This is a genomic window from Actinoplanes sp. NPDC051859, from assembly GCF_044452725.1.
Taxonomy (GTDB): domain Bacteria; phylum Actinomycetota; class Actinomycetes; order Mycobacteriales; family Micromonosporaceae; genus Actinoplanes.
The window spans coordinates 388,925-411,068 of the sequence record NZ_JBITBX010000004.1; the positions used below are offsets into that span (position 1 = coordinate 388,925).

At 68.6% G+C, this 22,144-nt stretch carries 19 protein-coding genes, 2 tRNA genes and 1 other RNA gene; 8 read left to right on the forward strand and 14 right to left on the reverse strand.

Annotated features, from left to right (window positions below; all coding sequences use genetic code 11):
* The first annotated feature begins 2 nt into the window (after window positions 1-2).
* The gene (locus tag ACIA1L_RS12785) at window positions 3-1,580 is read left to right on the forward strand and encodes a family 20 glycosylhydrolase (protein WP_396072809.1); all 1,578 of its coding nucleotides are present in this window, start codon (window positions 3-5) and stop codon (window positions 1,578-1,580) included.
* Window positions 1,581-1,721: 141 nt separating this feature from the next.
* On the opposite strand, the gene ACIA1L_RS12790 is transcribed toward ACIA1L_RS12785, so the two are convergent.
* The 10 genes from ACIA1L_RS12790 to ffs form a co-directional block, all read right to left on the reverse strand.
* Window positions 1,722-2,735 carry a calcium-binding protein gene (locus tag ACIA1L_RS12790; protein WP_396072810.1) on the reverse strand — a complete coding sequence of 338 codons (1,014 nt, stop codon included), beginning with the start codon at window positions 2,733-2,735 and terminating at the stop codon, window positions 1,722-1,724.
* Between the two features lie 366 nt (window positions 2,736-3,101).
* Window positions 3,102-4,154, reverse strand: a complete 1,053-nt coding sequence (locus ACIA1L_RS12795; RefSeq protein WP_396072811.1) for an ABC transporter ATP-binding protein — start codon at window positions 4,152-4,154, stop codon at window positions 3,102-3,104.
* 76 nt (window positions 4,155-4,230) lie between these two features.
* Window positions 4,231-5,298: an ABC transporter ATP-binding protein gene (locus ACIA1L_RS12800; RefSeq protein ID WP_396072812.1), complete on the reverse strand. Its 1,068-nt coding sequence runs from the start codon at window positions 5,296-5,298 to the stop codon at window positions 4,231-4,233.
* Between the two features lie 10 nt (window positions 5,299-5,308).
* A complete protein-coding gene (locus tag ACIA1L_RS12805; protein WP_396072813.1) occupies window positions 5,309-6,310 on the reverse strand; it encodes an ABC transporter permease in 1,002 nt (333 codons plus the stop codon).
* Window positions 6,311-6,428: 118 nt separating this feature from the next.
* Window positions 6,429-8,183, reverse strand: coding sequence for an ABC transporter substrate-binding protein (locus ACIA1L_RS12810; RefSeq protein ID WP_396072814.1), 1,755 nt, complete (start codon window positions 8,181-8,183; stop codon window positions 6,429-6,431).
* A gap of 83 nt (window positions 8,184-8,266) precedes the next feature.
* Window positions 8,267-9,274, reverse strand: a complete 1,008-nt coding sequence (locus ACIA1L_RS12815; protein ID WP_396072815.1) for an ABC transporter permease — start codon at window positions 9,272-9,274, stop codon at window positions 8,267-8,269.
* A gap of 728 nt (window positions 9,275-10,002) precedes the next feature.
* Window positions 10,003-10,596 (reverse strand): recombination mediator RecR, encoded by a 594-nt coding sequence (gene recR, locus ACIA1L_RS12820; protein WP_396072816.1) that lies wholly within the window; start codon window positions 10,594-10,596, stop codon window positions 10,003-10,005.
* 4 nt (window positions 10,597-10,600) lie between these two features.
* Entirely contained in the window at window positions 10,601-10,924 is a 324-nt protein-coding gene (locus ACIA1L_RS12825; RefSeq protein WP_396072817.1) for a YbaB/EbfC family nucleoid-associated protein, read from the reverse strand.
* A 76-nt stretch (window positions 10,925-11,000) separates the two neighbouring features.
* Complete coding sequence (locus ACIA1L_RS12830; RefSeq protein WP_396072818.1) at window positions 11,001-14,612, reverse strand: DNA polymerase III subunit gamma and tau; 3,612 nt, start codon at window positions 14,610-14,612, stop codon at window positions 11,001-11,003.
* Between the two features lie 75 nt (window positions 14,613-14,687).
* Window positions 14,688-14,777, reverse strand: an RNA gene (gene ffs / locus ACIA1L_RS12835) — signal recognition particle sRNA small type.
* A gap of 84 nt (window positions 14,778-14,861) precedes the next feature.
* On the opposite strand from ffs, the gene ACIA1L_RS12840 reads away from it, so the two are divergent.
* Window positions 14,862-14,946: transfer RNA gene (locus tag ACIA1L_RS12840), tRNA-Ser, on the forward strand.
* Between the two features lie 378 nt (window positions 14,947-15,324).
* Entirely contained in the window at window positions 15,325-15,702 is a 378-nt protein-coding gene (locus ACIA1L_RS12845) for a hypothetical protein (RefSeq protein WP_396072819.1), read from the forward strand.
* A gap of 134 nt (window positions 15,703-15,836) precedes the next feature.
* Here the strand turns inward: ACIA1L_RS12845 and ACIA1L_RS12850 are convergent, their stop codons facing one another.
* The 3 genes from ACIA1L_RS12850 to ACIA1L_RS12860 all read right to left on the reverse strand — a co-directional run bounded on the left by ACIA1L_RS12850 (window position 15,837) and on the right by ACIA1L_RS12860 (window position 18,637).
* Window positions 15,837-16,178 carry an STAS domain-containing protein gene (locus tag ACIA1L_RS12850; protein WP_396072820.1) on the reverse strand — a complete coding sequence of 114 codons (342 nt, stop codon included), beginning with the start codon at window positions 16,176-16,178 and terminating at the stop codon, window positions 15,837-15,839.
* A gap of 243 nt (window positions 16,179-16,421) precedes the next feature.
* Window positions 16,422-16,631, reverse strand: coding sequence for a hypothetical protein (locus ACIA1L_RS12855; RefSeq protein WP_396072821.1), 210 nt, complete (start codon window positions 16,629-16,631; stop codon window positions 16,422-16,424).
* Window positions 16,632-17,077: 446 nt separating this feature from the next.
* On the reverse strand, window positions 17,078-18,637 hold the full coding sequence (locus tag ACIA1L_RS12860; protein ID WP_396072822.1) for an SLC13 family permease: 1,560 nt from the start codon (window positions 18,635-18,637) through the stop codon (window positions 17,078-17,080).
* Between the two features lie 242 nt (window positions 18,638-18,879).
* Here ACIA1L_RS12860 and ACIA1L_RS12865 point away from each other — a divergent pair, with 242 nt between their 5' ends.
* Both ACIA1L_RS12865 and tadA read left to right on the forward strand, forming a co-directional pair.
* A complete protein-coding gene (locus ACIA1L_RS12865) occupies window positions 18,880-19,404 on the forward strand; it encodes a tRNA adenosine deaminase-associated protein (protein WP_396072823.1) in 525 nt (174 codons plus the stop codon).
* The gene (tadA, locus tag ACIA1L_RS12870) at window positions 19,353-19,841 is read left to right on the forward strand and encodes a tRNA adenosine(34) deaminase TadA (protein ID WP_396073058.1); all 489 of its coding nucleotides are present in this window, start codon (window positions 19,353-19,355) and stop codon (window positions 19,839-19,841) included. Before ACIA1L_RS12865 ends, tadA begins: the two co-directional genes overlap by 52 nt.
* On the opposite strand, the gene deoD is transcribed toward tadA, so the two are convergent.
* Complete coding sequence (gene deoD, locus ACIA1L_RS12875; RefSeq protein ID WP_396072824.1) at window positions 19,831-20,538, reverse strand: purine-nucleoside phosphorylase; 708 nt, start codon at window positions 20,536-20,538, stop codon at window positions 19,831-19,833. The two genes, tadA and deoD, sit on opposite strands and share 11 nt — an antisense overlap.
* A gap of 108 nt (window positions 20,539-20,646) precedes the next feature.
* On the opposite strand from deoD, the gene ACIA1L_RS12880 reads away from it, so the two are divergent.
* From ACIA1L_RS12880 to ACIA1L_RS12890, 3 genes are all read left to right on the forward strand, one after another.
* Window positions 20,647-20,736 (forward strand) — tRNA-Ser (locus ACIA1L_RS12880).
* Between the two features lie 164 nt (window positions 20,737-20,900).
* Entirely contained in the window at window positions 20,901-21,572 is a 672-nt protein-coding gene (locus ACIA1L_RS12885; protein ID WP_396072825.1) for a permease-like cell division protein FtsX, read from the forward strand.
* Complete coding sequence (locus tag ACIA1L_RS12890) at window positions 21,569-22,120, forward strand: SigE family RNA polymerase sigma factor (RefSeq protein WP_396072826.1); 552 nt, start codon at window positions 21,569-21,571, stop codon at window positions 22,118-22,120. The genes ACIA1L_RS12885 and ACIA1L_RS12890 overlap by 4 nt, the downstream gene beginning before the upstream one ends.
* The last annotated feature ends 24 nt before the right edge of the window (window positions 22,121-22,144 follow it).

Below are 22,144 nucleotides of genomic sequence, written 5' to 3' on the forward strand. Positions count from 1 at the left end.
GCATGACCACACTCTCCCGGCTAGTCGCCGTGGCAGCGCTGAGCCTGCCCCTGGTCGCTTCTCCCGGCACCGCCGTGGCCGCCGAGCCCGCCGGCACACCCGCACTGACCAGCGTCATTCCCGCTCCGGCCCGAGTTACCGCCGATCCGAACACCAGCTTTCGGCTCGCGTCACGCACCGTCGTCCGGGTCTCGCCCGGCGCGCGGGCGGTGGGTGAGCGGCTCGCCGCGGAGCTGCGCCCAGCCACCGGTTTTGCGCTGCCAGTGGTGGCTGCGGCCGCTCGGAGCGCTCCCGCCATCTCGCTGATGCTGGACTCGAGTGCGGCGCCGCTGGGCTCGGAGGGATATGAGCTGACGTCCGGCGCCGGGGCGCTCACGATCAAGGCGTACCGGGCTGCCGGGCTGTTCGCCGGGACGCGAACGCTGCTGCAACTGCTGCCCACCGAGATCGACTCGCCGACACCGGTCCGACGCGCGTGGACGGTGGCCGGCGGACGGATCACCGACCAGCCGCGATTCGCGTACCGGGGGGCGATGCTGGACCTGGCCCGGCACTTCCACACTCCCGGCGAGATCAAGCGCTACATCGACGAGATCAGCCGGTTCAAGGTCAACCACCTGCACCTGCACCTCTCGGACGACCAGGGGTGGCGAATCCAGATCGACGCCTGGCCCCGCCTGACCACCGTGAGCGGCGGCCCGGGCACCGGCGTCGACGGTGTGGGTCCCGGATTCCTCACCAAGAGCCAATACTCCGACCTGATCGCGTACGCCGCGGAGCGCTTCGTCACCATCGTGCCGGAGATCGACATGCCCGGGCACGTCAACGCCGCCCAGGTGGCCTACCCCGAGTTGACCTGCGACGGGGTGGCGCCGCCGCCGCGCACCGACACGGCCGTCGGCTACAGCTCGCTATGCATCGGCTCGGAAACCACGTACCGCTTCGTCGAGGACGTCATCCGCGAGCTGGCCGCCCTGACGCCGGGGCCCTACCTGCACATCGGCGGCGACGAAGCTCACGCCACTCCCGAGGCCGACTACGTGGCCTTCATGCAGCGGGTGCTGCCCCTGGTCACCAAGTACGGCAAGACCGCGTACGGCTGGAACGAGCTCGCCAAGGCTCCGGCCGCATCCACCGCCGTGGCGCAGTACTGGAACACCGGCGCGACGAACCCGACCCTGGCAGCAGCGGTCACCCGGGGCACCAAGGTCGTCATGTCACCCGCCAACCAGGCCTACCTCGACATGAAGTACGACCGCGACACCCCGCTAGGCCTGTCCTGGGCCGGCTACATCGAGGTGCGGACCGCGTACGACTGGGACCCGGCCACCCGCCTGCCCGGCGTGGCCGAACCCGCGATCCTCGGCGTCGAAGCTCCACTATGGTCGGAAACGCTGCGCACCCTGGACGACATCGAGTTCATGGCGTTCCCGCGCCTGCCCGCCCTCGCCGAACTCGGCTGGTCCCCGGTCAGCACCCACGACTGGACCTCGTTCGCCACCCGCCTCGGCACCTACGGCCCCCGCTGGACCCTCCGAGACGTGAACTTCTACCCGTCCCCGCAGATCCGGTGGAGCTAGATCAGGACCCGGGCCCCGGGCCCGCGGTCATCATCGTCGTCGGTGAGGTCGAGGGTGCAGGCGAGGCGTTGGGGCAGGTCGGCGAGTTGGTCGCGGATCCTGGTGACGTGCGTGCCCCGGGCAGGTGCCGTGCGCGCGGTATCACCAGCGCTGGAACGTCTCGCAAGAGAGCACGGTGATGGTCTCAGAGCGACTGTGGCACTGGTCGTTGTTCTCGCCGCCGTCGAGGTGGGTAACACCATAAAGGGACTGCAGGATGTCGTCGCCCCCCTCGCCGTAGAGCGTGTTGCCACCGTCCCCGCCGCGCAGGTCGTCGTTGCCGGCGCCGCCGAGGATAGTGTCGTCGCCGGCGAGACCGTCGATCTCGTTGGCCGCCGCGTTGCCGACCAGACGGTCGTTACCCGAGCCGCCGTTGAGGCGCTCCACGTCGGCACCGACGGTGTCGCGCTCGCCGGCCACGCCGTCGTCACCCGACACACCGTTGAGCGAGACGGTGACGGGCTTCTTGTAACCCTGATAGTCGACCAGGTCCAGGCCCGCGCCGCCGAGCAGCACGTCGGCGGAGACCTTGCGGTCGTCGGGGTCGCCGTACAGCTGGTCGTCGCCGGCGCCGCCCTCGATACGGTCCGCGCCGTACCAGCCCTGGAGGAAGTCGGTGCCGTTACCGCCGTACAGCTGATCGTTGCCGTTGTCGCCGAACAGGTCGTCGTTGCCGTTGCCGCCGTGGATCACGTCGTGGCCGGAGCGGTCGGGCGCGTCGACGCAGTCGCTGTCACCGAGAACCCGGTCGTTGCCGTCGCCCGCGGAGACGTAGTCAGAGCCGTCACCGGCTCTGATCCAGTCGTTGCCGGCGGCGCCCCACATCTTGTCGTTGCCGGCCGTCCGGGCGCACGGATCGTCGCCGTACAGCTCATCGGCCTTCGGTCCGCCGACAAGCGAGTCGTTGCCCGAGCCGCCGTAGGCCACCAGCCGGAGATCGCTCTTGTTCACCACCGAGTCGTTCCGGTCGTGCAGCCAGGTGACCACCTTGGCGGGCGTCTTCGTGGTCTTGCAGCGAACCTTGGTCTTGTCGCCCTTGACCTGCTTGCAGTTCTTACCGGGTTTGACGGCCACCCGGTCGTCGATCGTCACGGTCCGGCCGGAACGAGTGATCACGACCTGGTTCCTGGCTTTGGGATAGGCCCTGAACGTGATCGTCGAGGAGCCCGCGCTCACCGAACCCGCGCTCGCCGCGGCGGCAGGCCCGGCGGCAACGGCCGTGCCGGCAACGGTAGTGGCGACGCACAGAAGCAGAGCCAGCCAGACCTTACGAAACATCAAACCATCCCCCGATGTAGATATATCGACGGCATCGTAGCCTGTCGCCGTTGGGGGTGCTGCCCCTGGCGCGCAACCACTCACGCACAGTGAAGGGCGTGGGAATCCGTTCTCGGAGCGCCAGCTCCGTGGATTCCCACGCCCGGCCCGGCGGGAGCGGCGGCTTGTACCACCCACCGAGCTACGACATGAAGCTCTTGATCCTTAAGCTGATGCTCCCGCCGGACGGCGACCAGACACGACCTCGTCCTCGGCGATCGGGAAGTGGCAGGCCGTCTGGTGTGAATCCGGGTCGTCCAGCCGCACGACCAGCGGCGGCTCCTCCGTCGCGCAGATGTCCTGAGCCTTCCAGCAGCGGGTCCGGAACCGGCAACCCGACGGCGGGTTGATCGGGCTCGGCACGTCGCCGGTCAGCAGCACCCGCTCTCGCTGCGCGCGGTCGCGGCGGGCCGGGTCCGGCGTCGGCACGGCCGACATCAGCGCCACCGTGTACGGGTGCCGCGGGTTCTTGTACAGCTGGTCCCGTTCGGCGATCTCCACGACCTTGCCGAGGTACATGACAGCGACCCGGTCCGAGATGTGCCGCACCACCGACAGGTCGTGCGCGATGAACACGTAGGTCAGATCGAACTCCCGCTGCAGGTCGTCCAGCAGGTTCACGACCTGCGCCTGGATCGACACGTCCAAAGCGGACACCGGCTCGTCGGCGACGATCAACTTCGGTCGCAACGCGAGCGCGCGGGCGATGCCGATGCGCTGGCGCTGGCCGCCGGAGAACTCGTGCGGATAGCGGTTGTAGTGCTCCGGGTTGAGGCCGACCAGCTTGAGCAGGTCCTGCACCGCGGTCTTGAGACCCTTCGGCGTCGGCATCTTCTGGATCTGCAGCGGCGCCGCGATGATCGTGCCGACCGTGTGCCGCGGGTTCAGCGACGAGTACGGGTCCTGGAAGATCATCTGAACGTCTCGGCGCAGCGGGCGCAGCCCCTTGTTGCCGACGTGGCTGACGTCGCGGCCCTCGAAGACGACCTTGCCGGCGGTCGGCTCCAGGATCCGGGTCATCAGCCGGCCCGTCGTCGACTTGCCGCAGCCGGACTCGCCGACCAGGCCCAGCGTCTCGCCCGCCTTGACGTGCAAGTCAAGACCGTCGACCGCGCGCACCGCGCCGACCTGCCGCTTGAACAGGCCCTTGGTGATCGGGAAGTGCATCTTGAGGCCGCTGACCTCGAGCAGGTTCTCGCCCTGAGCCCCAGTCGTCATGCTCTCCTGGCCCTTCACTCGTTCCTCGCTCCGGTGCAGTCGATCATGACCGGCCACAATTCCTCCCGCTCGCCGCTCACAGGTTCGGAGCGACTTCCTGCTCGAAGATCGTCCGGCGCTGGTCACCGGTCATGTGGCACGCGACCGCGTGCACGCCACCGCGCAGCTCCGGAACCTCGGTGAAGGACCGGTCGCCGTTACGGCCCGCATAGGGGCACCGGGGGTGGAAAGCACAACCAGACGGCAGGTTGATCAGGCTGGGCGGCGTGCCCTTGACCGGGGTCAGCCGGTCGCGCACCTCACGGTCCAGCCGCGGCATCGACCCCAACAGCCCCCAGGTGTACGGGTGCTGCGGGTCGTGGAACACGTCGGCTGCCGGACCGCGCTCGATGATCTTTCCGCCGTACATGACCAGGACGTCGTCGGCCAGCTCGGCCACCACGCCCAGGTCGTGCGTGATCATGATGACCGCGGAGCCGAACTCCTCCTGCAGGTCCCGGATCAGGTCCAGGATCTGCGCCTGCACGGTCACGTCCAGCGCCGTGGTCGGCTCGTCCGCGATCAGCAGCTTCGGGTCGTTGACCAGCGCCATCGCGATCATGGCGCGCTGGCGCATACCACCGGAGAACTGGTGACCGTACTCGCCGAAGCGCTTCGCCGGCTGCGGGATGCCGACCCGGGCGAGCATGTCGATCGTGCGCTCCCGGGCCTCCTTCTTGGACGCCTTCGGGTGGTGCGCCTTGTACGCCTCGACGATCTGCGCCCCGACCGTGTAGTACGGGTGCATCGCGCTCAGCGGATCCTGGAAGATCATCGCCATCTTGTCACCGCGCAGCTTGCGAACCTGCTCGTCGGTGGCAGTGACCAATTCCTGGTCGTCCAACCAGATCTCGCCGGTGACCTTGGCGTTGCTCCGGGTGCGGTGCAGGCCCAGGATGCCGAGCGAGGTGACGCTCTTGCCGGAGCCCGACTCGCCCACGATGCCGAGGGTCTTGCCGCGCTCGACCGCGAACGACGACGAACTGACGGCCTGCACGATGCCGTCGTCGGTCTCGAAGCGGATGGTGAGGTCCTTGACCTCCAGGAACGGCCGGGTGCCGGAGTTGCCCGGCGCTTGCAGGCCCGCGAGGGAGTGTGTCGACATGATTCTCTCCTCAGCCCAGCCGTACGCGCGGGTCGATCACGCTGTAGAGCAGGTCGACGATGAGGTTGATGAGCACGATGAAGATCGCCGCCACCAGGGTCACACCCAGGATCACCGGCAGGTCGTTGCCGCGGATCGCCGTGAGCGCCTCGGCGCCGAGACCCCGCAGGTTGAACACCTGCTCGGTGAGGATGGCACCGGCGAGCAGCGCCCCGAAGTCCAGACCGAAGATGGTGACCAGCGGGGTCAGACCGGAACGCAACCCGTGCTTACCGATGACCGTACGCTCGCGCAGCCCCTTCGCCCGCGCGGTGCGGATGTAGTCCTCGCCCAGCGTCTCCAACATGTTGGCCCGGGTGAGTCGGGCGTACGTGGCGGCGAAAAGGAACGCCAGCGTGATCCACGGCAGGATCAGGCTGTTGAACCACGCGGCCGGATCCTCGGTGAGTGGCTTGTAGTCGCCGCCCGGCAACCAGTTCAACTTGTACACGAAGACGAGCTGCGCCAGCTGACCGGTGAAGTAGATCGGCAGCGACACGCCGGCCAATGCAATGACCATCGCTATTCGGTCCACCGCCGCACCTCTTCGGAGCGCGGACAGCACACCGATCGACACGCCGAAGATGACCCACAGCACCGCCGCACCGATCGCTAGCGACAGGGTGACCGGGATGTCGGCCATCAACATCGGGGTCACCTCCTGCTCGGTCTTGAACGAGTAGCCGAAGCAGGGCGCGTCGCAGTGCGTCACGTCCGTGCCGTTGGTGTAATCGCGGCCGACCACCAGGCCCTGCAGGAACTTGCCGTATTGCACCGGGATCGGGTCATTGAGACCCAGCTTGGTCCGGATGCCCTCCAGCGAGGCCGCATCCGCGGTCTTGCCGATGTAGAGCAGCGCCGGGTCACTACCCGTGAGCGTGGGCACGGCGAAGAAGATGCCGAAGGTCACCATCGTGACCACCAGCAAGGTGATCACGGCGTTGACGATCCGCCGGATGAGGTAAGTCAGCACGACTATTCGGCCGAACAGTGAGCGGGCGCCGATTCCTTCGCGGAACCGGCGCCCGCCCCCTGCGGGCGGCCTTCACCTGCCCTTCGATCTACCCGATGTTCAACGCGGGCAAGGTTTGTTACTTACCGTCACTCGTGCCGAGGGCCTGGAAGTCCACCATGCCGAAGGCGTCGTGAATGTAGACGTTCGTCAGCCGCGGATTGCGGTAGTTGAGCGCCTTGTCGAACACGAACGGAAGGTAGTAGGCGCCTTCCATGACCTTCGTGTTGATCTGCTTGTAGATCTCCGCGGCCTTGGCCGGGTCGGTCTCCAGCGCGGCGTCGTCGAACAGTTTGTCGATCGACGGGTCCGAGATCTCGGCCAGGTTGTAGTTGCCGTTCTTCAGGATGTACCGGCTGTCCACCAGGGCCTGCAGGTAACCGGTACCGGTCTGCCAGTCGGCACCCCAGCCGCCGATGATGATGCCGTAGCCCTTGCTGTGCACGTTGTCCGGAGCACCCGTCACCGACGCGACCTGCGAGCCGTCGTACTGCTCGATCTTCGCGTTGATCTTCACGGTGGCCAGGGCGGCCTGCAGCGCCTCAGCGGTCTTGACCTCGGCGGGCCGGTTGTTGCGGACCGCGATGATCGTGTTGAAGCCCTCCGGCTTGCCACAAGCGGCGAGCGCGGCCTGGGCCTTGTCGGCCTGCGGCTTGCCCTGCGCGCGACCGTACGGGTCGTACGACTTGTCGGAACCCGCGATGTTCGGCGGCAGCATGTTCGTGCCGATGTCGCCACCGGCCAGCGGGCCACCGCGAGCGGTCTGCAGCGAGGTCGGGTCGGACGCGTAGATCACGGCCTTACGGCACTCGGCGTTGGTGAAGGGCTCGACCTTCGAGGACATCGCGGCGTACCGGATGAAGCCGGTGGCCGGGGCGTCCGCGTACATCTTCTTCTTCGGGTCCTGAATGATCTCGGCGCGGGCCTTGGCCTGCACGCCGGTCTGGCCGACGTCGAGGTCGGCGGTGCCGGCCTGCAGCCGCGAGTCCAGGTCCTCGGCGTTCGAGGTCACCGTCAGGTTGATCGCGTCCGGCAGCGCCTTACGGATCGTGTCGGTGCTCTGGTCCCAGTGCGGGTTACGCACCAGCTTGAAGCTCTTCTTCGGGGTGTACTCGGCCACCATGTACGGGCCCGAGGAGGCCGGCTTCTCGCCGTACTTGGCGCCGGTGTCCCGGTCCTTCGGCACGGGGCCCGCGCCGGGCATGGCCAGCAGGTAGGGCAGGTCCGCGAACGGCTTCGCCAGCTTGAAGATGATCGTCGAGTCGTCCGGCGTCTCGATCGACTTCAGACCACCGTTCGGGTCCTTGTACGGGCCGGGGTACTTCTGGCCCTGGTCCAGGTGCTCCATCAGGTACACCGGGCCACCCGGCACGGTGTCCTGCGCGAAGACGCGCTCGATGCCGTACTTGATGTCCTTGGACGTGATCGGCTTGCCGTCGTCGAACTTGATGCCCGACTTCAGCTTGAAGGTGTAGGTCTTCTTGTCCGCACTGATCTCCGGCTCGGCCGCGGCCAGGTCGGGGGTGAGCTTGAGGCCGGCCTTGTCGGGCGCAGCCGCGTAGTCCATCAGCTTGCGGGTGTAGAAGCGGTTCATGTTCCACACGAAGGCGTAGTAACCCCGGACCGGGTCCCACGAGTCGGCATCCTGCGAGGTCCACAGGTTGAGCGTGCCGCCCTTCTTGTCGCTCGCGTTCACGACCGACGTGATGGCGGCGTCGAAGGCGCTCTTGCCCTCGGCTGTCGTGCTCTTGTCAGAGGCGCCACCGCACGCGGCGGTGAGACCCAACGCGATGACGGCACCTGCTGCCGCCACCACCTTTGTCTTGCTAGCCACCTGTTCTCCTACTCCTCGAAACGGAACCACGGGTTCCGTGAACCATGCGATGGTGCACCGGGCACCGGACCACCGAGCGGTGATCAGCGGGCCTTCGGGTCGAGGGCGTCGCGCAGACCGTCACCGAACAGGTTGAAGGCCAGCACGGTCACAAAGATCATGACGCCCGGAATGATCATGTACATCGGATCCGTCGTGTAGTACTGCAACGCGTCCGACAACATGCCGCCCCACGACGGGTTCGGCGGCGGAATACCGACACCGAGGAAGCTCAGCGCCGCATCCGTCAGGATGTTCGTGGGGATGATCAGAGTGGTGTAGACGAGGATCGGCGCGGCCAGGTTCGGCAGCAGCTCCCGGAAAAGAATGCGGCCCGACCGGGCACCCAGGCTCTTCGACGCCTCGACGAACTCCCGCTCCCGCAACGAGAGCGTCTGCCCGCGGACGATGCGCCCGATGTACGGCCAACCGAAGAACCCAATGACGCCGATCAGCACGATCACCCGCGACCAGCGCCCGTCCAACCCGAACAGGTCCGACGGCAGCACCGAGACCAGCGCGATCGCGAAGAGCAGCTGGGGGAACGCCAGCAGGAAGTCCATGATCCGGCTGATGACCGAGTCGACCCAGCCGCCCAGGTAGCCGGCCGCGAGGCCGAACAGGCTGCCGAGGATGGTCGACACGAGCGCGGACATCACCGCGACCACCAGAGTGGTCTGCGCGCCGTACAGGATGCGGCTGAAGATGTCCCGACCCGACGACGGCTCGACACCGAGCAGGAATTCCTTGCTGATGCCGCCGAACGCGCCCAACGGCGTCTGGATGGTCGGATCGATCTGGTCATTGTGGAACTCGTTGATCGGGTGCCCGAACCACTTGGTCAGCAGCGGCGCCAGGATCGCGAGCAGCACCAGGCCAATGATGACCACACCGCCGCCCATGGCGACCTTGTCCCGCTTGAGTCGCCGCCAGGCGATCTGCTTCAGCGACCGGCCGGCGACCGCCTTCTCGCCGCTGTCGCGAACGTCGGCGGGGTCGTCGGTGGGCGCCGAACGCTCATCGGTTATCGACGCCTCTGGGCCGATCGACATCTAACCGCCGGTCCTTTCCCAGGCCACCGGCTACCACGACGCCTCGCTCCGGCAATGCGGGGTAGCTACCCGCTCAGCCGGAGGCAATGGCCCCGTAGCGCTCCGGCAACCGATCGGTTACGCAAGCCTTCGAGTGCCGTCCTCCGTGAATCGGCCTGATCGGCCGGCCGCGAAGGCACCGGATGGCGAATGTGCCGCCATCGTTAGGAACATTCACCTACGGCGGGGACGTGGTCAAGGCCACAACGGCCTCGCGTCTGCTGTTCGTGTCTCGGCTGTGATGTGACTGTTACCTGCACGCCCGGCTAAGACCGAAATCTGTGGTCTACGAAGCCCGGAACAAGGAGATCGCGGGCAAAACGGCCGGGCGGCCCATGTGGACGAGAGGCACGTCATACGGCCGTGACACCCTGGGTGGGCGACGTCTGACCGTACGGACTATGGCGCAGATATTGATGAGAGATCCGCCTTCATTCACAACCATTAGTGAATGGCGATGCATTTCTTTGGCTGACGCTACTGCGGAACGTCCACGCGCTTTCGCGGCTTGACTCCAGACGATATTTTCGCGCTACGACGTCCGATCGCTGACCGTGGCGCTGCGCCCGGCCGGCTTCAAGGCACAGCTCGGGCCGGTCTTCCCGGCGCCGCCTCAGATCCGTCTTCCCGGCGCCGCCTCAGATCCGTCTTCCCGGGCGCCGCCTCAGATCCGTCTTCCCGGCGCCGCCTCAGATGGCGCGGCGGCCCTCGAAAGCGCGGCCAAGGGTGATCTCGTCGGCGTACTCGAGGTCGCCGCCGACGGGCAGCCCGCTAGCGAGCCGGGTCACGGCGATGCCCATCGGCTTCACCATGAGGGCCAGGTAGGTGGCCGTCGCCTCGCCTTCGGTGTTCGGGTCAGTGGCCAGGATCAGCTCGCGGACCTCGCCCGTGCCGAGCCGGACCAGCAGCTCCCGGATCCGCAGGTTGTCGGGGCCGACGCCCTCCAGCGGATTGATAGCGCCACCCAGGACGTGATAGCGGCCCCGGAACTCACCGGTCCGCTCGATCGCGACAATGTCCTTCGACTCCTCGACCACGCACAGGACTTCGTTCGTCCGACGCGTGTCCCGGCACACCCGACACTGCTCAGCCTCGGCCACGTTGAAACAGACCGTGCAGAACCGGACCAGCTCCTTCACCTTGCGCAGCGAAGTAGCCAGCCGGTTCACATCGGCCGGATCGGCGGAGAGGATGTGGAACGCGATCCGTTGAGCGCTCTTCGGGCCCACGCCCGGCAGCCGGCCCAACTCGTCGATCAGGTCCTGGATGGCGCCCTCGTACACGGGATCAGAACCCCGGCAGGGTCAGGCCACCGGAGACCGGACCCATCTTCTTCTCGGTCAGCTCCCGCTGCGCCTCCGCGGCGTTGTGGATAGCCGCGAGCACCAGGTCCTCCAGCGTCTCCACGTCGTCCGCGTCAACCGCTTTCGGGTCGATCTTCACGGACTTGTACTCGCCCAGCCCGGTCACGACCACGGTCACCAGCCCACCGCCCGCAGTGCCGGTCAGCTCGGCCTCGGCCAGCTCGGCCTGCGCCTTCGCCATCTGCTCCTGCATCTTCTGCGCCTGCTTCATGATCTGCTGCATGTTCGGCTGTCCACCGGGGCGCATACGAATCTCCTCAATCAGAGTTCAGGGGTCGGTGCCATTGTCCCGTGCGCGGCGCCCGGAACGGCGCGCGGGTCGGTCAGGACTCGCTGATCAGTTCCGCCCCGAAGGCATCCTTGAGCAGCTGCACCGCCTGCTGCTGACTGCTCTGCCGGGCGGTCTTCTCATCGATCACGTCGTCGAGCGGTTCGTCACCCGGATCGAACCCCTCCCAGGAAGCACCCTTGGGCGGACCGTCGTACTCCGGGTCGTACGGCGCTTCCTCGGTCGGTGATCCGTCGGACCACGAGCTGCCCCCGTTCCCGTTCTTTCCCGCCAATCCTGGGCCCGAGCCACCCGACGCGCCGGCCCGGACCTTCGCCGCTGCATTTCCGGCCGCGCCGGCCTGGGCAGAGTTAGTCGAACTGCTGGGAGCAGCAGGTGCTGCAGCGTTGCGCTGTGCTGCAGGTGCGGCGCCGCGCCCAGCAAGGGGCGCAGCACCCCGTGCGGCCGCCGCCCGCGCCGCGGCGATGCCCGCGCTCGGCGCCCGACCTGCTGCAGCACTAGAGGTGGCCGCCGGTGGACCCACGCTGATCGGCGTCTTGGCGGGCTCGCCGCCGCTCGGACTTGCCGCACTCGTGCCGGATCCGCCTGCGCGCACCTCAGGCACGGGCGGATCGGCCGAGCTGACCCGGCCGAATGCGCCTTCGGACTTCGGCCGAGTAGGAACTTCGCCAGCGCCGGCTGCCGGTTCGGCGGGTTCGTCAGCGCGGGTCGAGGCGGGGGGTTCGGTGGTGGCGGCGATGCCGGCTTGCGGGGAAACAGTTGCCGAGGCTGCCGGCTGCCCAGGCCGCGCCGGCTCGGGCCATTCCTCCGACTGCCCAGGCCGCGCCGGCTCGGGCCATTCGTCGTCGTGCTCGTCTGCCGCGGAACCAGCGGCCGGGACACCAGAATGTGCGGGTGACGGCGCCGTGAAGGCGAGGTCACCGGGCTTGACGGGCTCCGGCCAGCCCCCATCATCGTCCTCGTCGGACGGCTCTGCGGGGACGGGCATCGTCTGCCGCGCCGAGGCCATCGATCCTGCGGGCACCTCGGTGCGGGCCGGGATCCGCTGTTCCGGAGCCATCTCTCGGGATGGCCGACTCTGGACAGCGCCTGCGTCCTGCGGGCCGGCCGAAACCGGGCCACCCCCCACCAGCGAGCTAGCCACATCTGGGCCGCTGCCAGGCGGCGGACCAGCCGAAACAGGACCACCCCCACCTTGCGGACCAGCCGAAACGGGGCCGCCGCCGGGCTGCGGACCAGCCGAAACGGGGCCACCCCCGCCCTGCGGACCAGCCGAAACGGGGCCGCCGCCGGGCTGCGGACCAGCCGAAACGGGGCCACCCCCGCCCTGCAGACCAGCCGAAACGGGGCCGCCGCCGGGCTGCGGCCCGCGTGGGGCCGGACCACCGCCCTGCGGGCCTCGGGGTGCCGGGCCGCCAGAGCTAGGCGGCGAGCCGCCCTCGCCCGCCACGTCGCACCTGATCTGCCAGCGACCACCTAGCTCCTCATACAGAGCGTCGGCGATGAGCTGCGGTTCCGCGGCGACCATCCGGGCGTGGGCGGGGAACCGAAACGTCAGCACGACGGTTTGCCCCTCGAGCTCGCGCACGGTGGCGCCCTGCGCCAGCGCGGCGATCTTTTTGCTCTTCCGACCGACCGCCACCATGATCTGCGGCCACACCTCACGGATCGACGCCACGGTGAGTTGCCCCGGCACGGCATCGAGCACACCGCCCGGCTCCTCCGGTGCATCCGGCATCAACCCCGCCGGCTCTTCCCGCGGCCCAGTCGCTGGAGCGGCAGACGCAGCCGAGACCGACGCTGCGGCACCTGGGCTGGCCGAGACCGGCGCGGCGGCACCTGGAGCGGCCGAGGTTGGCGCGGCGGCACCTGGGCTGGCCGAGACCGGCGCGGCGGCACTTGGAGTCGCCGAGGCCGGCGCTACGGCACCTGGAGCGGCCGAGGTTGGCGCGGCAGGGACAGAGGTCGGACCCTGCGCCAGGGAGGCTGGCGCACCGGGTTCATCCACGGCCGATGCAGCGGGCACAGTCGCGGAAGGCGCAGCCGCCGGTTCCGCGGACGACATCGAGCCAGGGGCCTGCGTCCTGGAGCCTCCGGCGGCCAAATCAGCGTCCATCGGCTGACTGTCAGCAGGCATCGGAGGTGCCACGGGCGCGGCGGATGCCGGCTGGGCAGCGGCCGCGCCTGGCGGGAGCACACCGGTTGCACTAGCCACCTGGGCGGGTGCCGGGCCGGCGGGTCGGTCGGGTGCCGGGGCGGGCGCCGGGCCGGCGGGTCGGTCGGGTGCCGGGGCGGGCGGCTGGACGGGTGCCTGGCCGCGGCGGGCGGCGGCGGCAGCAGCTCGAGCCGCGGACAGGCCGACGCCGGCGACGGAGGGGCCTGCGGATGCCGAGGCGGCGACGGAGGGGTCGGCTGCCTGGGGAGCGGCGGGGGCGGCGTGGGGTGGGGACGGATGCTCCGGGCGTACGGAATCGTCGGAAGAAGTGAGGGTGAGCCGCCGCTCCATGCGTTCCAGGCGCTGGAGGAGCGCGCCCGTGGAGTCGTCGGCGCCGGGGAGGAGCATCCGGGCGGTGATCAGCTCGAGGAGGAGGCGGGGGGCGGTGGTGCCGCGCATCTCGACCAGGCCGTTGTGCACGATGTCGGCGCAGCGGGACAGGGTGGCGGGGCCGAGGCGGGTGGCCTGGGCGCCCATCTGGTCGAGTTGGTCGGCTGGGCCGTCGATGAGGCCTTTGGTGACCGCGTCGGGCACCTGCTGGAGGACGATCAGGTCGCGGAAGCGTTCGAGCAGGTCAGAGGCGAAGCGGCGGGGGTCGTGGCCGGCCTCGGCGACCCGGTCGATGGTCTGGTAGGCCGCGGCGCCGTCACCCGCGGCCAGCGCGTCACACATCTCGTCGATCAGCGCGCCGTCGGTGACGCCCAGCAGCGACACGGCGCGGGCGTAGTCCACGCCGCCCGGCCCGGCGCCGGCGATGAGCTGGTCGAGGACCGACAGTGTGTCGCGGGCGCTCCCGCCGCCGGCCCGCACGACCAGCGGAAAAACCGCCGGGTCGACGTGGGTGCCCTCGGCCTCGGTCAACTGCTGCAGGTACGGCCGGAGCACCGCCGGCGGGATCAGCCGGAACGGGTAGTGATGGGTCCGCGACCGGATCGTGCCGAGCACCTTCTCCGGCTCGGTCGTGGCGAAGATGAACTTGACGTAGTCCGGCGGCTCCTCGACCAGCTTGAGCAGCGCGTTGAAGCCGGCCGACGAGACCATGTGCGCCTCGTCGATGACGTAGATCTTGTAACGGCTGTTGGCGGGGGCGAAGAACGCCTTCTCCCGCAGCTCACGCGCGTCGTCGACGCCGCCGTGGCTGGCCGCGTCGATCTCGATGACGTCAATCGACCCGGCGCCGTCATTGGCAAGGGACTTGCAGGAGCCGCAGACCCCGCACGGCTCGGGGGTGGGACCCTGCTCACAGTTGAGTGACCGGGCCAGGATGCGAGCGCTGGACGTCTTGCCGCAGCCGCGCGGGCCGGAGAACAGATAGGCGTGGTGCAGCCGCCCGCTGCGCAGTGCCTGCGACAGCGGCTCGGTGACGTGCTCCTGCCCGATGACCTCGGCAAACGTGCGAGGACGGTACTTGCGGTAGAGGGCCAGTGCCACTCCTGCCTCCTCCTGACGACCGCGCCATTCTCCGTCGAGGGTGCGACAAGAACAAACGGCGGTGCCCCAGAAGTGAAGGACCCCCCGTGCACCCGCCAGAGCCCGCTTATCCTTGCTGCCTTCCGGCCCTGGGGAGGTTCACGAGGTAACGCCGCACGAGGGGCTGGTGGAGAGCCTACCTGGAGCAGATCGCGAGTCCACGGGTGGTCCCGCGAAAACCGGTGTGGCGGGGTCTGTATCCTGGCGCACGGAGGATTCGCCTAGTGGCCTAGGGCGCACGCTTGGAAAGCGTGTTGGGGGAAACCCCTCACGAGTTCGAATCTCGTATCCTCCGCCTTGCCTCACAAGGGCAGACGCACGAAAGGCCGGACCCCACGGGTCCGGCCTTTCAGCTTTCTCGCACCCGGTTCGCCCCCGCCTGGGTCCTGCAGACCCGCACGCGCCCAGCCGGGCAGCCTTGGCTTGCCGCGGATCGACGATGAGGGCTTCCCATCCGATGTCCCATCCTGGGTGTATCGCTGCTGCTCAGCGCCCTTCTGTCATCCCGCTGTCCCGATGCACCTTGCTCGCCTTGCCCCACTCCGGGCGCGGGCGGAACTCTGCGTTTCGGCCGCCGTCCGGCGCGCCGGGGACGAGGAGTTGGGGCATGAAGACAACACGGCGTTTGAGGGCACTGGCCGGCGCGGCGGGGGGCGTGCTGCTAGGTGTGGCGTTGGCGGTCGCGCCGAGCAGCCAGGCGCAGGCGGCGACCTGCTACGGCGGTGCCGCCAGCTGGAACTCCTCGGCATCGCACGACAACGTGATGCTGCCGAATGCGATCAGTGCACCGGCGCGCTGGACGACGACGTCGCGCTGCGGCGACATCAACTTCTTCGTCGATGAGGGCACTGGCACGTTCAACGCGAACGTGCGGGTCTGCTTCGACCGGACCGGGTGCCAGAGCAGCTGGAAGCAGTTCCGCGCGGGCGACGCCGAGAAGTGGCGGGTCATTGCTACTGACGTGCTTGATGGCACCAAGTTCCGGATCGAGATCGATTACCAGTTCGTGCCGCAGGGTGGACGGCGTTACGGCGGCAAGGTCGCCTTCTGACCCCGTTGCCCGCGAGGTCAAAGCCGGCAGCCCAGCTCTGACCACCGCCTGCGAGGTCAAAGCCGGCAGCCCAGCTCTGAGCACCGCCTGCGAGGTCAAAGCCGGCAGCCCAGCTCTGACCACCGCCTGCGAGGTCAGAGCTGGGCTGCTGCGATGGCGTCGTCCACTTCCGGGAAGATGGCGAAGTATCGGCTCAGGCCCACGGTGTCGAGCAGATCGACGAGGAAACGGTTGGCCCCGGCGAAACTCAGCCAGCCGCCGCGGGCGGTGATCACCTGCTTTGCGGTGATGAAGGCGCTGAGTCCGACGGAATCGCAGAAGTGGAGTGCGGACAGGTCGACCACGATCCGGGGGACCGGTCGTTCCAGCAGGTCCGCGAGGAGGTCGTGCAGTTTCGCGGCGGTGTCGGCGTCGAGCTCGCCGCTCAGGCGGAGCACGGCGACGTCGGTGCGGTGGTCGGTCACTGTGGCCTGCATGGCATCGCTTTCGTCCTGGATAGGGGATTCATAGGGTAGATGTGGCCGATCAGGCGATGGCGCACAAAGCGTCCGTCCAGATCGCGCATCAGAATCCGCATTGCGCGAAAACAAGCCCGTCGCCCAGTGGACAGCGGCGGGGCCAGAGATGAGAACGGGCCGGACTCCTCGAGGGAGTCCGGCCCGGACGTTCGGCTGGCCGAGAGATTGAAGCGAGTGCGGCGCAGCCCGGCTCCTGGCGCCTTACAGCTGACGCCACTGCCAGCGTGGCCCGCGCCACGCGTCGGCCAGGATCAGCGCGGAGGCCTTTCCTGGACACTGCTGCACCTTGGACTTGCCCTGGGGGCCGCCCATCTGGGCTTCGACCTCCCAGATCTGTCCGTCGGTGCGGACGTAGACGTCCCGGCGCGCAAGTCGGACGTCACCATTCCACCAGTGCTGCTCAACTCTCACGTGTCGACCTTATGACAGATATCGACGTCACCGGGCGGGGCAAATCTGCGAAAGTTTTTCGCCGGCAGGGCGAAGCGTATTGACCGATCCGGTGGTTTTCCGCGTGACCACTTGCGCCGGGGGAACATATTAGGGCGGCTCCCTATCTAGCACTCTGCGTAGTCGCCGCAGGTCGTGCGAGGATCGCGAGACGATGGGACGGCACCGACTCTCGCCTGCCGTCTGGCCTGGCTGTTTGATCATGTTAACGAGCTGGCGGATCGCGGCGACTCGGGTTCACTCGAGAGAAACCTGCACGGTGCGTGATCAAGGTCCGAAACGGTAGGGTGTTCCGGCTTCGCAATTGATTAGACCGCGGTCATCGCCTTGTGCCAATGTTCATCGCTGATCGGTAAGTGGGTCGGCTCGCTACGTCAGCGCCAGAACCACAAAGAGTGATCCCGTCTTCACAATCCGGTGACTCTTAAACTCACCCAGAGCATCAAGACCCCTACTGCGAGGCATGCGGGAACGGTGAGTGCACCCAGCCGCAGAAACTCCCTCGCGACCGGCGGCTGCCCTCGACCATGCAGAATCTGCCGCCAGAGCAGCGTCGCCAGTGATCCCACGTAGGTCAGGTTCGGCCCGATATTGGCGCCCAGCAGCACCGCCAGCACCAGGCCTGGCGACGACTCCGCCAACGGCAGCAGCAACAACGTCGCCGGCAGATTGTTCAGCAGGTTCGCGAGCACCGCCGCCAGGCCGGCCATCAGCAACAACCCCACCAGGTTCGCATGATCCGGCGTCACCCGCCCGATCAGCGTCCCCAACCCGCTGCGGCTCACCGCCAACACGACCACGCCGAGGGCAAGCACAAACAAACAAAACCCCGGATTGGCCTTGCGTACGAGCGTCCCTACCCGCTCCTTTCGGCGTACGGCCAAAGTCAACGCCCCTGCCAACGCCACCCATGCCGGATGCACGCCCCACGGTCCCGCCACCGCGAACCCGGCCAGCGTCACCCCCAGCACCACCAGCGCAAAGCGCGGAACAGCCAGGCCGGGCTCGACCACGGCCAGCTCAGAGGATGCGCCGGAGACAGGAGCCGGGGAGGAAACGCGGACACCTGCTGTGCTAGGGGTACCCGCGTCACCGGCCGCCGGCCTCGCACCGTCTGCCAGGCGGCCGCCCCCACCAGCGGCCACGTCAGCAGGATGGCCCAGACCAGCAGCCGAGCCAGCAGGGCCAACTGAGCATCCACCAGCAGCCGAGCCAGCAGGGCCGACTGAGCATCCACCAGCAGCCGAGCCAGCAGGGCCGACTGAGCATCCACCAGCAGCCGAGCCAGCAGGGCCGACTGAGCATCCACCAGCAGCCGGGTCGAGCTGAGCGCCGCCCCCACCGGCAGGTGCGGCGCTCGGGCGGAGGTCGGTGGCGAAATATCGGCGGAGGATGAGGTATTCGACGGCGATGACCGCGAGCCACGGCAGGGCCATCAGGCCGGCGAAGGCCAGGAAGCTCAGCGACGCGGCGGACATGGCCAGCAGGTTGGTGAGGTTGGAGACCGGCAGCAGCAGGGACGCCGAGTTAGCCAGGTGGTTGCACGCGTACACGTGGGGTGTGGGCTGGGCAGAAATCCCGACGGCGGTGGCGAAGACGACCGGGGTCAGCAGGACGACCGTGGCGTCGAGGCTCAGCGCGGCGGTGACTACGGAAGCGAGGATGAAGACCATGCCGAAAAGGCGCTGGGCCGAGCCTCGGCTCCAACGGGCGGCGACCGCTCCCGCGTACCGGAAAACGCCGGACTCGTCGGCAAGGTAGGCGAGGAGCAGCACGGCCGCGAGGAAGCCGACCGTCGGACCCAACTCGGCAAGCTCGTGCACCGCGTCCCGCCACGGGACGAGCCCCGCCACGACGGCGATGACGGCGGCAGGGACGGCGGCGACGGCTTCAGGGAGCCGGGCCGGGCGGGCTACAGCAAACCCGAGGACGCCGGCCAGCAGCACGAGCGACACCACGGTAGTCACAAGTCACCCCTGGTGCCCTCGGCTTACCTCGCCGAAACAGCAAAGGCCGGCGTCATTGTGCCGCTGCTGCCCGGCGGCCGCGTCCCGGGGCCGGGACGGCAGCGGCTGGGCGGTGTGCCACGGGACGGTGCTGTGACCGTACGGAAAAATGACCGTGCTCTCCTTCGGGGTGTGGCGCTGCGCTGATGACGATGCAGCCGCTACCGTCACTCGCTGAGAGCTGAAGCTTCGTGGGGGGATTCGTGTCGACTTTCGCTGCCGCCGTCGCTCGGGGCAAGATTGGCTGGACGGCGTCCGAGCTGGAGCTGACCGGGCTGTCCGACCTCGATGAGGTGGTGGACCGGTTGCGGGACGCCGAGCCGGACGCCGAGCTGTCGTTGCTGTTCGTCGAGGCCGACGACCAGTACCTGGTCATCTTGCGGCTGGATGAGGGTGAGGACCTGCGGGTCTTCGGTTCGGACTCGGCGTTCGCCGACGAGTCACGGCTCGGGGCCCTGCTGCTCGCTGACGTGGAGACGCCGGCGTTGGAGATCGACGAGTTGGCTGCGCCGCGCGGCGGGGACGACGAGGACGAGGATGACCGGCCGGCCGCCGACCCCGACGCTGACCCGGTGGGCGACGTGGAGTTGCTGGCCGACCTGGGCATCGGCTCGCATCGGCTGCTCACGCTGTGCGGGCTGGACGGCATGATGCCGTCCGACGTGACCGCGGAGATCTGCCAGAAGCTGGGCTGCGGCGACGAGCTGGAAGAGCTGCGCGACGCGTGAGGCCGCACGAGGCGTGGATGCGGCGGGCCATGGCCGTCGCCGCCTCGTTTCCCGAGGATGTGCCGGTCGGCGCGGTGGTGTTCGACGCGGCCGGCAACGAGCTGGCCGCCGCCGGCAACGAACGGGAGGCGACCGGCGACCCGACCGCGCACGCCGAGGTCCTGGCGTTGCGCCGGGCCGCCGCGAGCGTCGGCAGCTGGCGGCTTGAGGACTGCACGCTCGTCGTCACGCTGGAGCCCTGCACGATGTGTGCGGGTGCCCTCGTGCTGGCCCGGATCGGCACGCTGGTCTTCGGCGCCTGGGAGCCGAAGACCGGCGCGGCCGGATCGTTGTGGGACGTGGTGCGGGACCGGCGCCTCAACCACCGCCCCGAGGTCTACTCGGGGGTGCTGGAAGCCGAGTGCGCCGCCCTCATCCGGGACTTCTTCAGGCGATGACGGTGTCGAGACCGATCTGCACCATGTTCGAGAAGCCCTGCTCGCGCTGCGCCGAGTCCATCTTCTCGCCGCGCTTGATGTGGTCGCTGACGGTCAGGATGGTCAGCGCCTTCGCCCGGAACCGGGCCGCGGTGGTGTAGATGGCGGCCGACTCCATCTCGACCGCCAGCACGCCGTAATCGGCCAGCGTGTCGAACAGGTCGGGGCGGTCGGTGTAGAACGCGTCCGCGGCAAGCACCGGACCCACCCGCATCGCGACCTCACGCCGCTCCGCCACGTCCACCGCGGTCCGCAGCAGGCCGAAGTCGGCAACCGGCGCGTAGTCGATGAGACCGTCGAACCGCGCCCGGTTCATGTTCGAGTCGGTGGCCGACCCGATCGCGGCGATCACGTCACCCAGGTTCAGGTCGTCCAGCAGGGCGCCGCAGGAGCCGATCCGGATCAGCGACTTCACGCCGTACTCGGTGATCAACTCGTGGCTGTAGATCGAGGCGGACGGCATGCCCATCCCGGAGCCCTGAACCGAGACGCGCTCGCCCTGCCACGTGCCGGTGAAGCCCAGCATCCCCCGCACCTCGGTGTAACAGACGGGGTCCTTCAAAAACGTTTCGGCGATCCACTTCGCCCGCATCGGGTCCCCAGGAAGCAGAACCCGCTCGGCGATCTCGCCCGGCTGCGCGCCGATGTGCACACTCATTCTGGTGATCCTCCCAGACCGGCCCGCGACAGGTGGCGCTACCTGCCTGTTCACGGTTATCCGGCACCCGCCGTCGGGGCCCGGGAGGCGTCCGGTAACCTACTTCGCGGTGGTGTGTCCGAGCGGCCTAAGGAGCACGCCTCGAAAGCGTGTGAGGGTGCAAGCCCTCCAAGGGTTCAAATCCCTTCACCACCGCCACGTCGAACGCCCGGCAGATCTTTCTGCCGGGCGTTCCGCTTTTTCTTAGGTACGGGCACAGCACCGTCCCGTGACACCCCGCCCGGCTGGCTGCCGTCCCGACCTGGTCATGCCGCCGCCGGGCATGCCATCGTTGCCGGGCTGCAAACCGTTGCCCCGCGCCGGTGACCAATTCGGTGGCTCGACCAGTCATGAAGAGAGCCAGCCCTTCAGACACCGGGAGAACCGCCATGGAGCAGGACCTTCGAGATCTGTTCGAACGAGCCCTGGATGACGAGCCCGCCCGCCCACCGGGGGATCCAGCCCGGCTGGCTATGGCGCAGGGGCGGCGGATCCGGCGGCGGCGCACCCTGGTGATGGGCGGCTCGGGGGTTCTGGCCGTTATCGCCGCGGCGGTGGTCGCCGGGAACGTGACTTCGCCGCTCGCCGGCAGGCCGCCAGCGCAATCGACCGCCGCGGCAAGCCCGGCGCCGTCGACGCCCGCCATGCCCTCGAAGCCCGCGTGTCCGTTGCCCGCCGATGACCGGCCCGTCGAGGTCGCCATCTTCCTCACCGACAAGATTGCAGAGGTGCAGTTCTCCCGCATCCGAGCCATCCTCGATGCCAGTCCGCTGGAGTGGGACATGCGAATCGAGAGCTACGAGCAGGCTGATCCGCAGCCCGGCAGACTGTTGGTGGACTTGCCGGACCTCACGGCCTCTCCCGACTCGCTGCCCGAATCGTTCCGGGTCATGCTGACCACGTCGGCCGCGTATCCGGAGTTTGCCGCGAAGTTCGAGGACCTCGGCGGGCGCACCGCGCTTGTCGGCCGCACCTGCCCGGGAGCAGGCGAGTGACGGACGTCGTGTCGTCCGAGGCCGGCTGGAGCTGGCGCTGGCGGCGGGAGCGGGCCGCCAGGGATGCGGAGTTCGCGTCGTTCGTCGCGGCCGCCACGCCACGGTTGCGGCGTACCGCGTACCTGATGTGCCGGGACTGGCACCTGGCCGAGGACCTGACGCAGCTCACCCTGGCGAAGATGTACGCGTCCTGGACCCGGATCTGGCGCACCGCGAACCTGGAGGCCTACAGCCGCCGGGTCCTCATGAATGCGGTCTTCGACCAGCGGAAGCTGCACAGCACCGGCGAGGTGGTGCTCGCGGAGCTGCCCGACCGGCCCGAGCAGCGGGCGGAATCCACGGCGGACCTGCACGTCACGCTGATGAGCGCGCTGGCCTCCCTGTCGGTCCGGGACCAGGCCATCGTGGTCCTGCGGCACTGGGAGGACCACAGCGTCGACACGGTCGCCGAGATTCTGGGCGTTTCCAGCTCCGTGGTGAAGATGCGCAGCATGCGGGCGCTGGGCCGGCTTCGGAAGTTGCTGGGCGAGGAGTTCGCCCGGTCTTGAGCACCGTCCGGCAGGTTGCCCTGC

Coding starts and splice junctions, on each gene's coding strand:
- ACIA1L_RS12785 (WP_396072809.1), top strand. CDS start 3: ATGACCACACTCTCCCGGCTAGTCGCCGTGGCAGCGCTGAGCCTGCCC.
- ACIA1L_RS12795 (WP_396072811.1), bottom strand. CDS start 4,154: ATGACGACTGGGGCTCAGGGCGAGAACCTGCTCGAGGTCAGCGGCCTC.
- ACIA1L_RS12800 (WP_396072812.1), bottom strand. CDS start 5,298: ATGTCGACACACTCCCTCGCGGGCCTGCAAGCGCCGGGCAACTCCGGC.
- ACIA1L_RS12815 (WP_396072815.1), bottom strand. CDS start 9,274: ATGTCGATCGGCCCAGAGGCGTCGATAACCGATGAGCGTTCGGCGCCC.
- ACIA1L_RS12825 (WP_396072817.1), bottom strand. CDS start 10,924: ATGCGCCCCGGTGGACAGCCGAACATGCAGCAGATCATGAAGCAGGCG.
- ACIA1L_RS12850 (WP_396072820.1), bottom strand. CDS start 16,178: ATGCAGGCCACAGTGACCGACCACCGCACCGACGTCGCCGTGCTCCGC.
- deoD (WP_396072824.1), bottom strand. CDS start 20,538: ATGAGTGTGCACATCGGCGCGCAGCCGGGCGAGATCGCCGAGCGGGTT.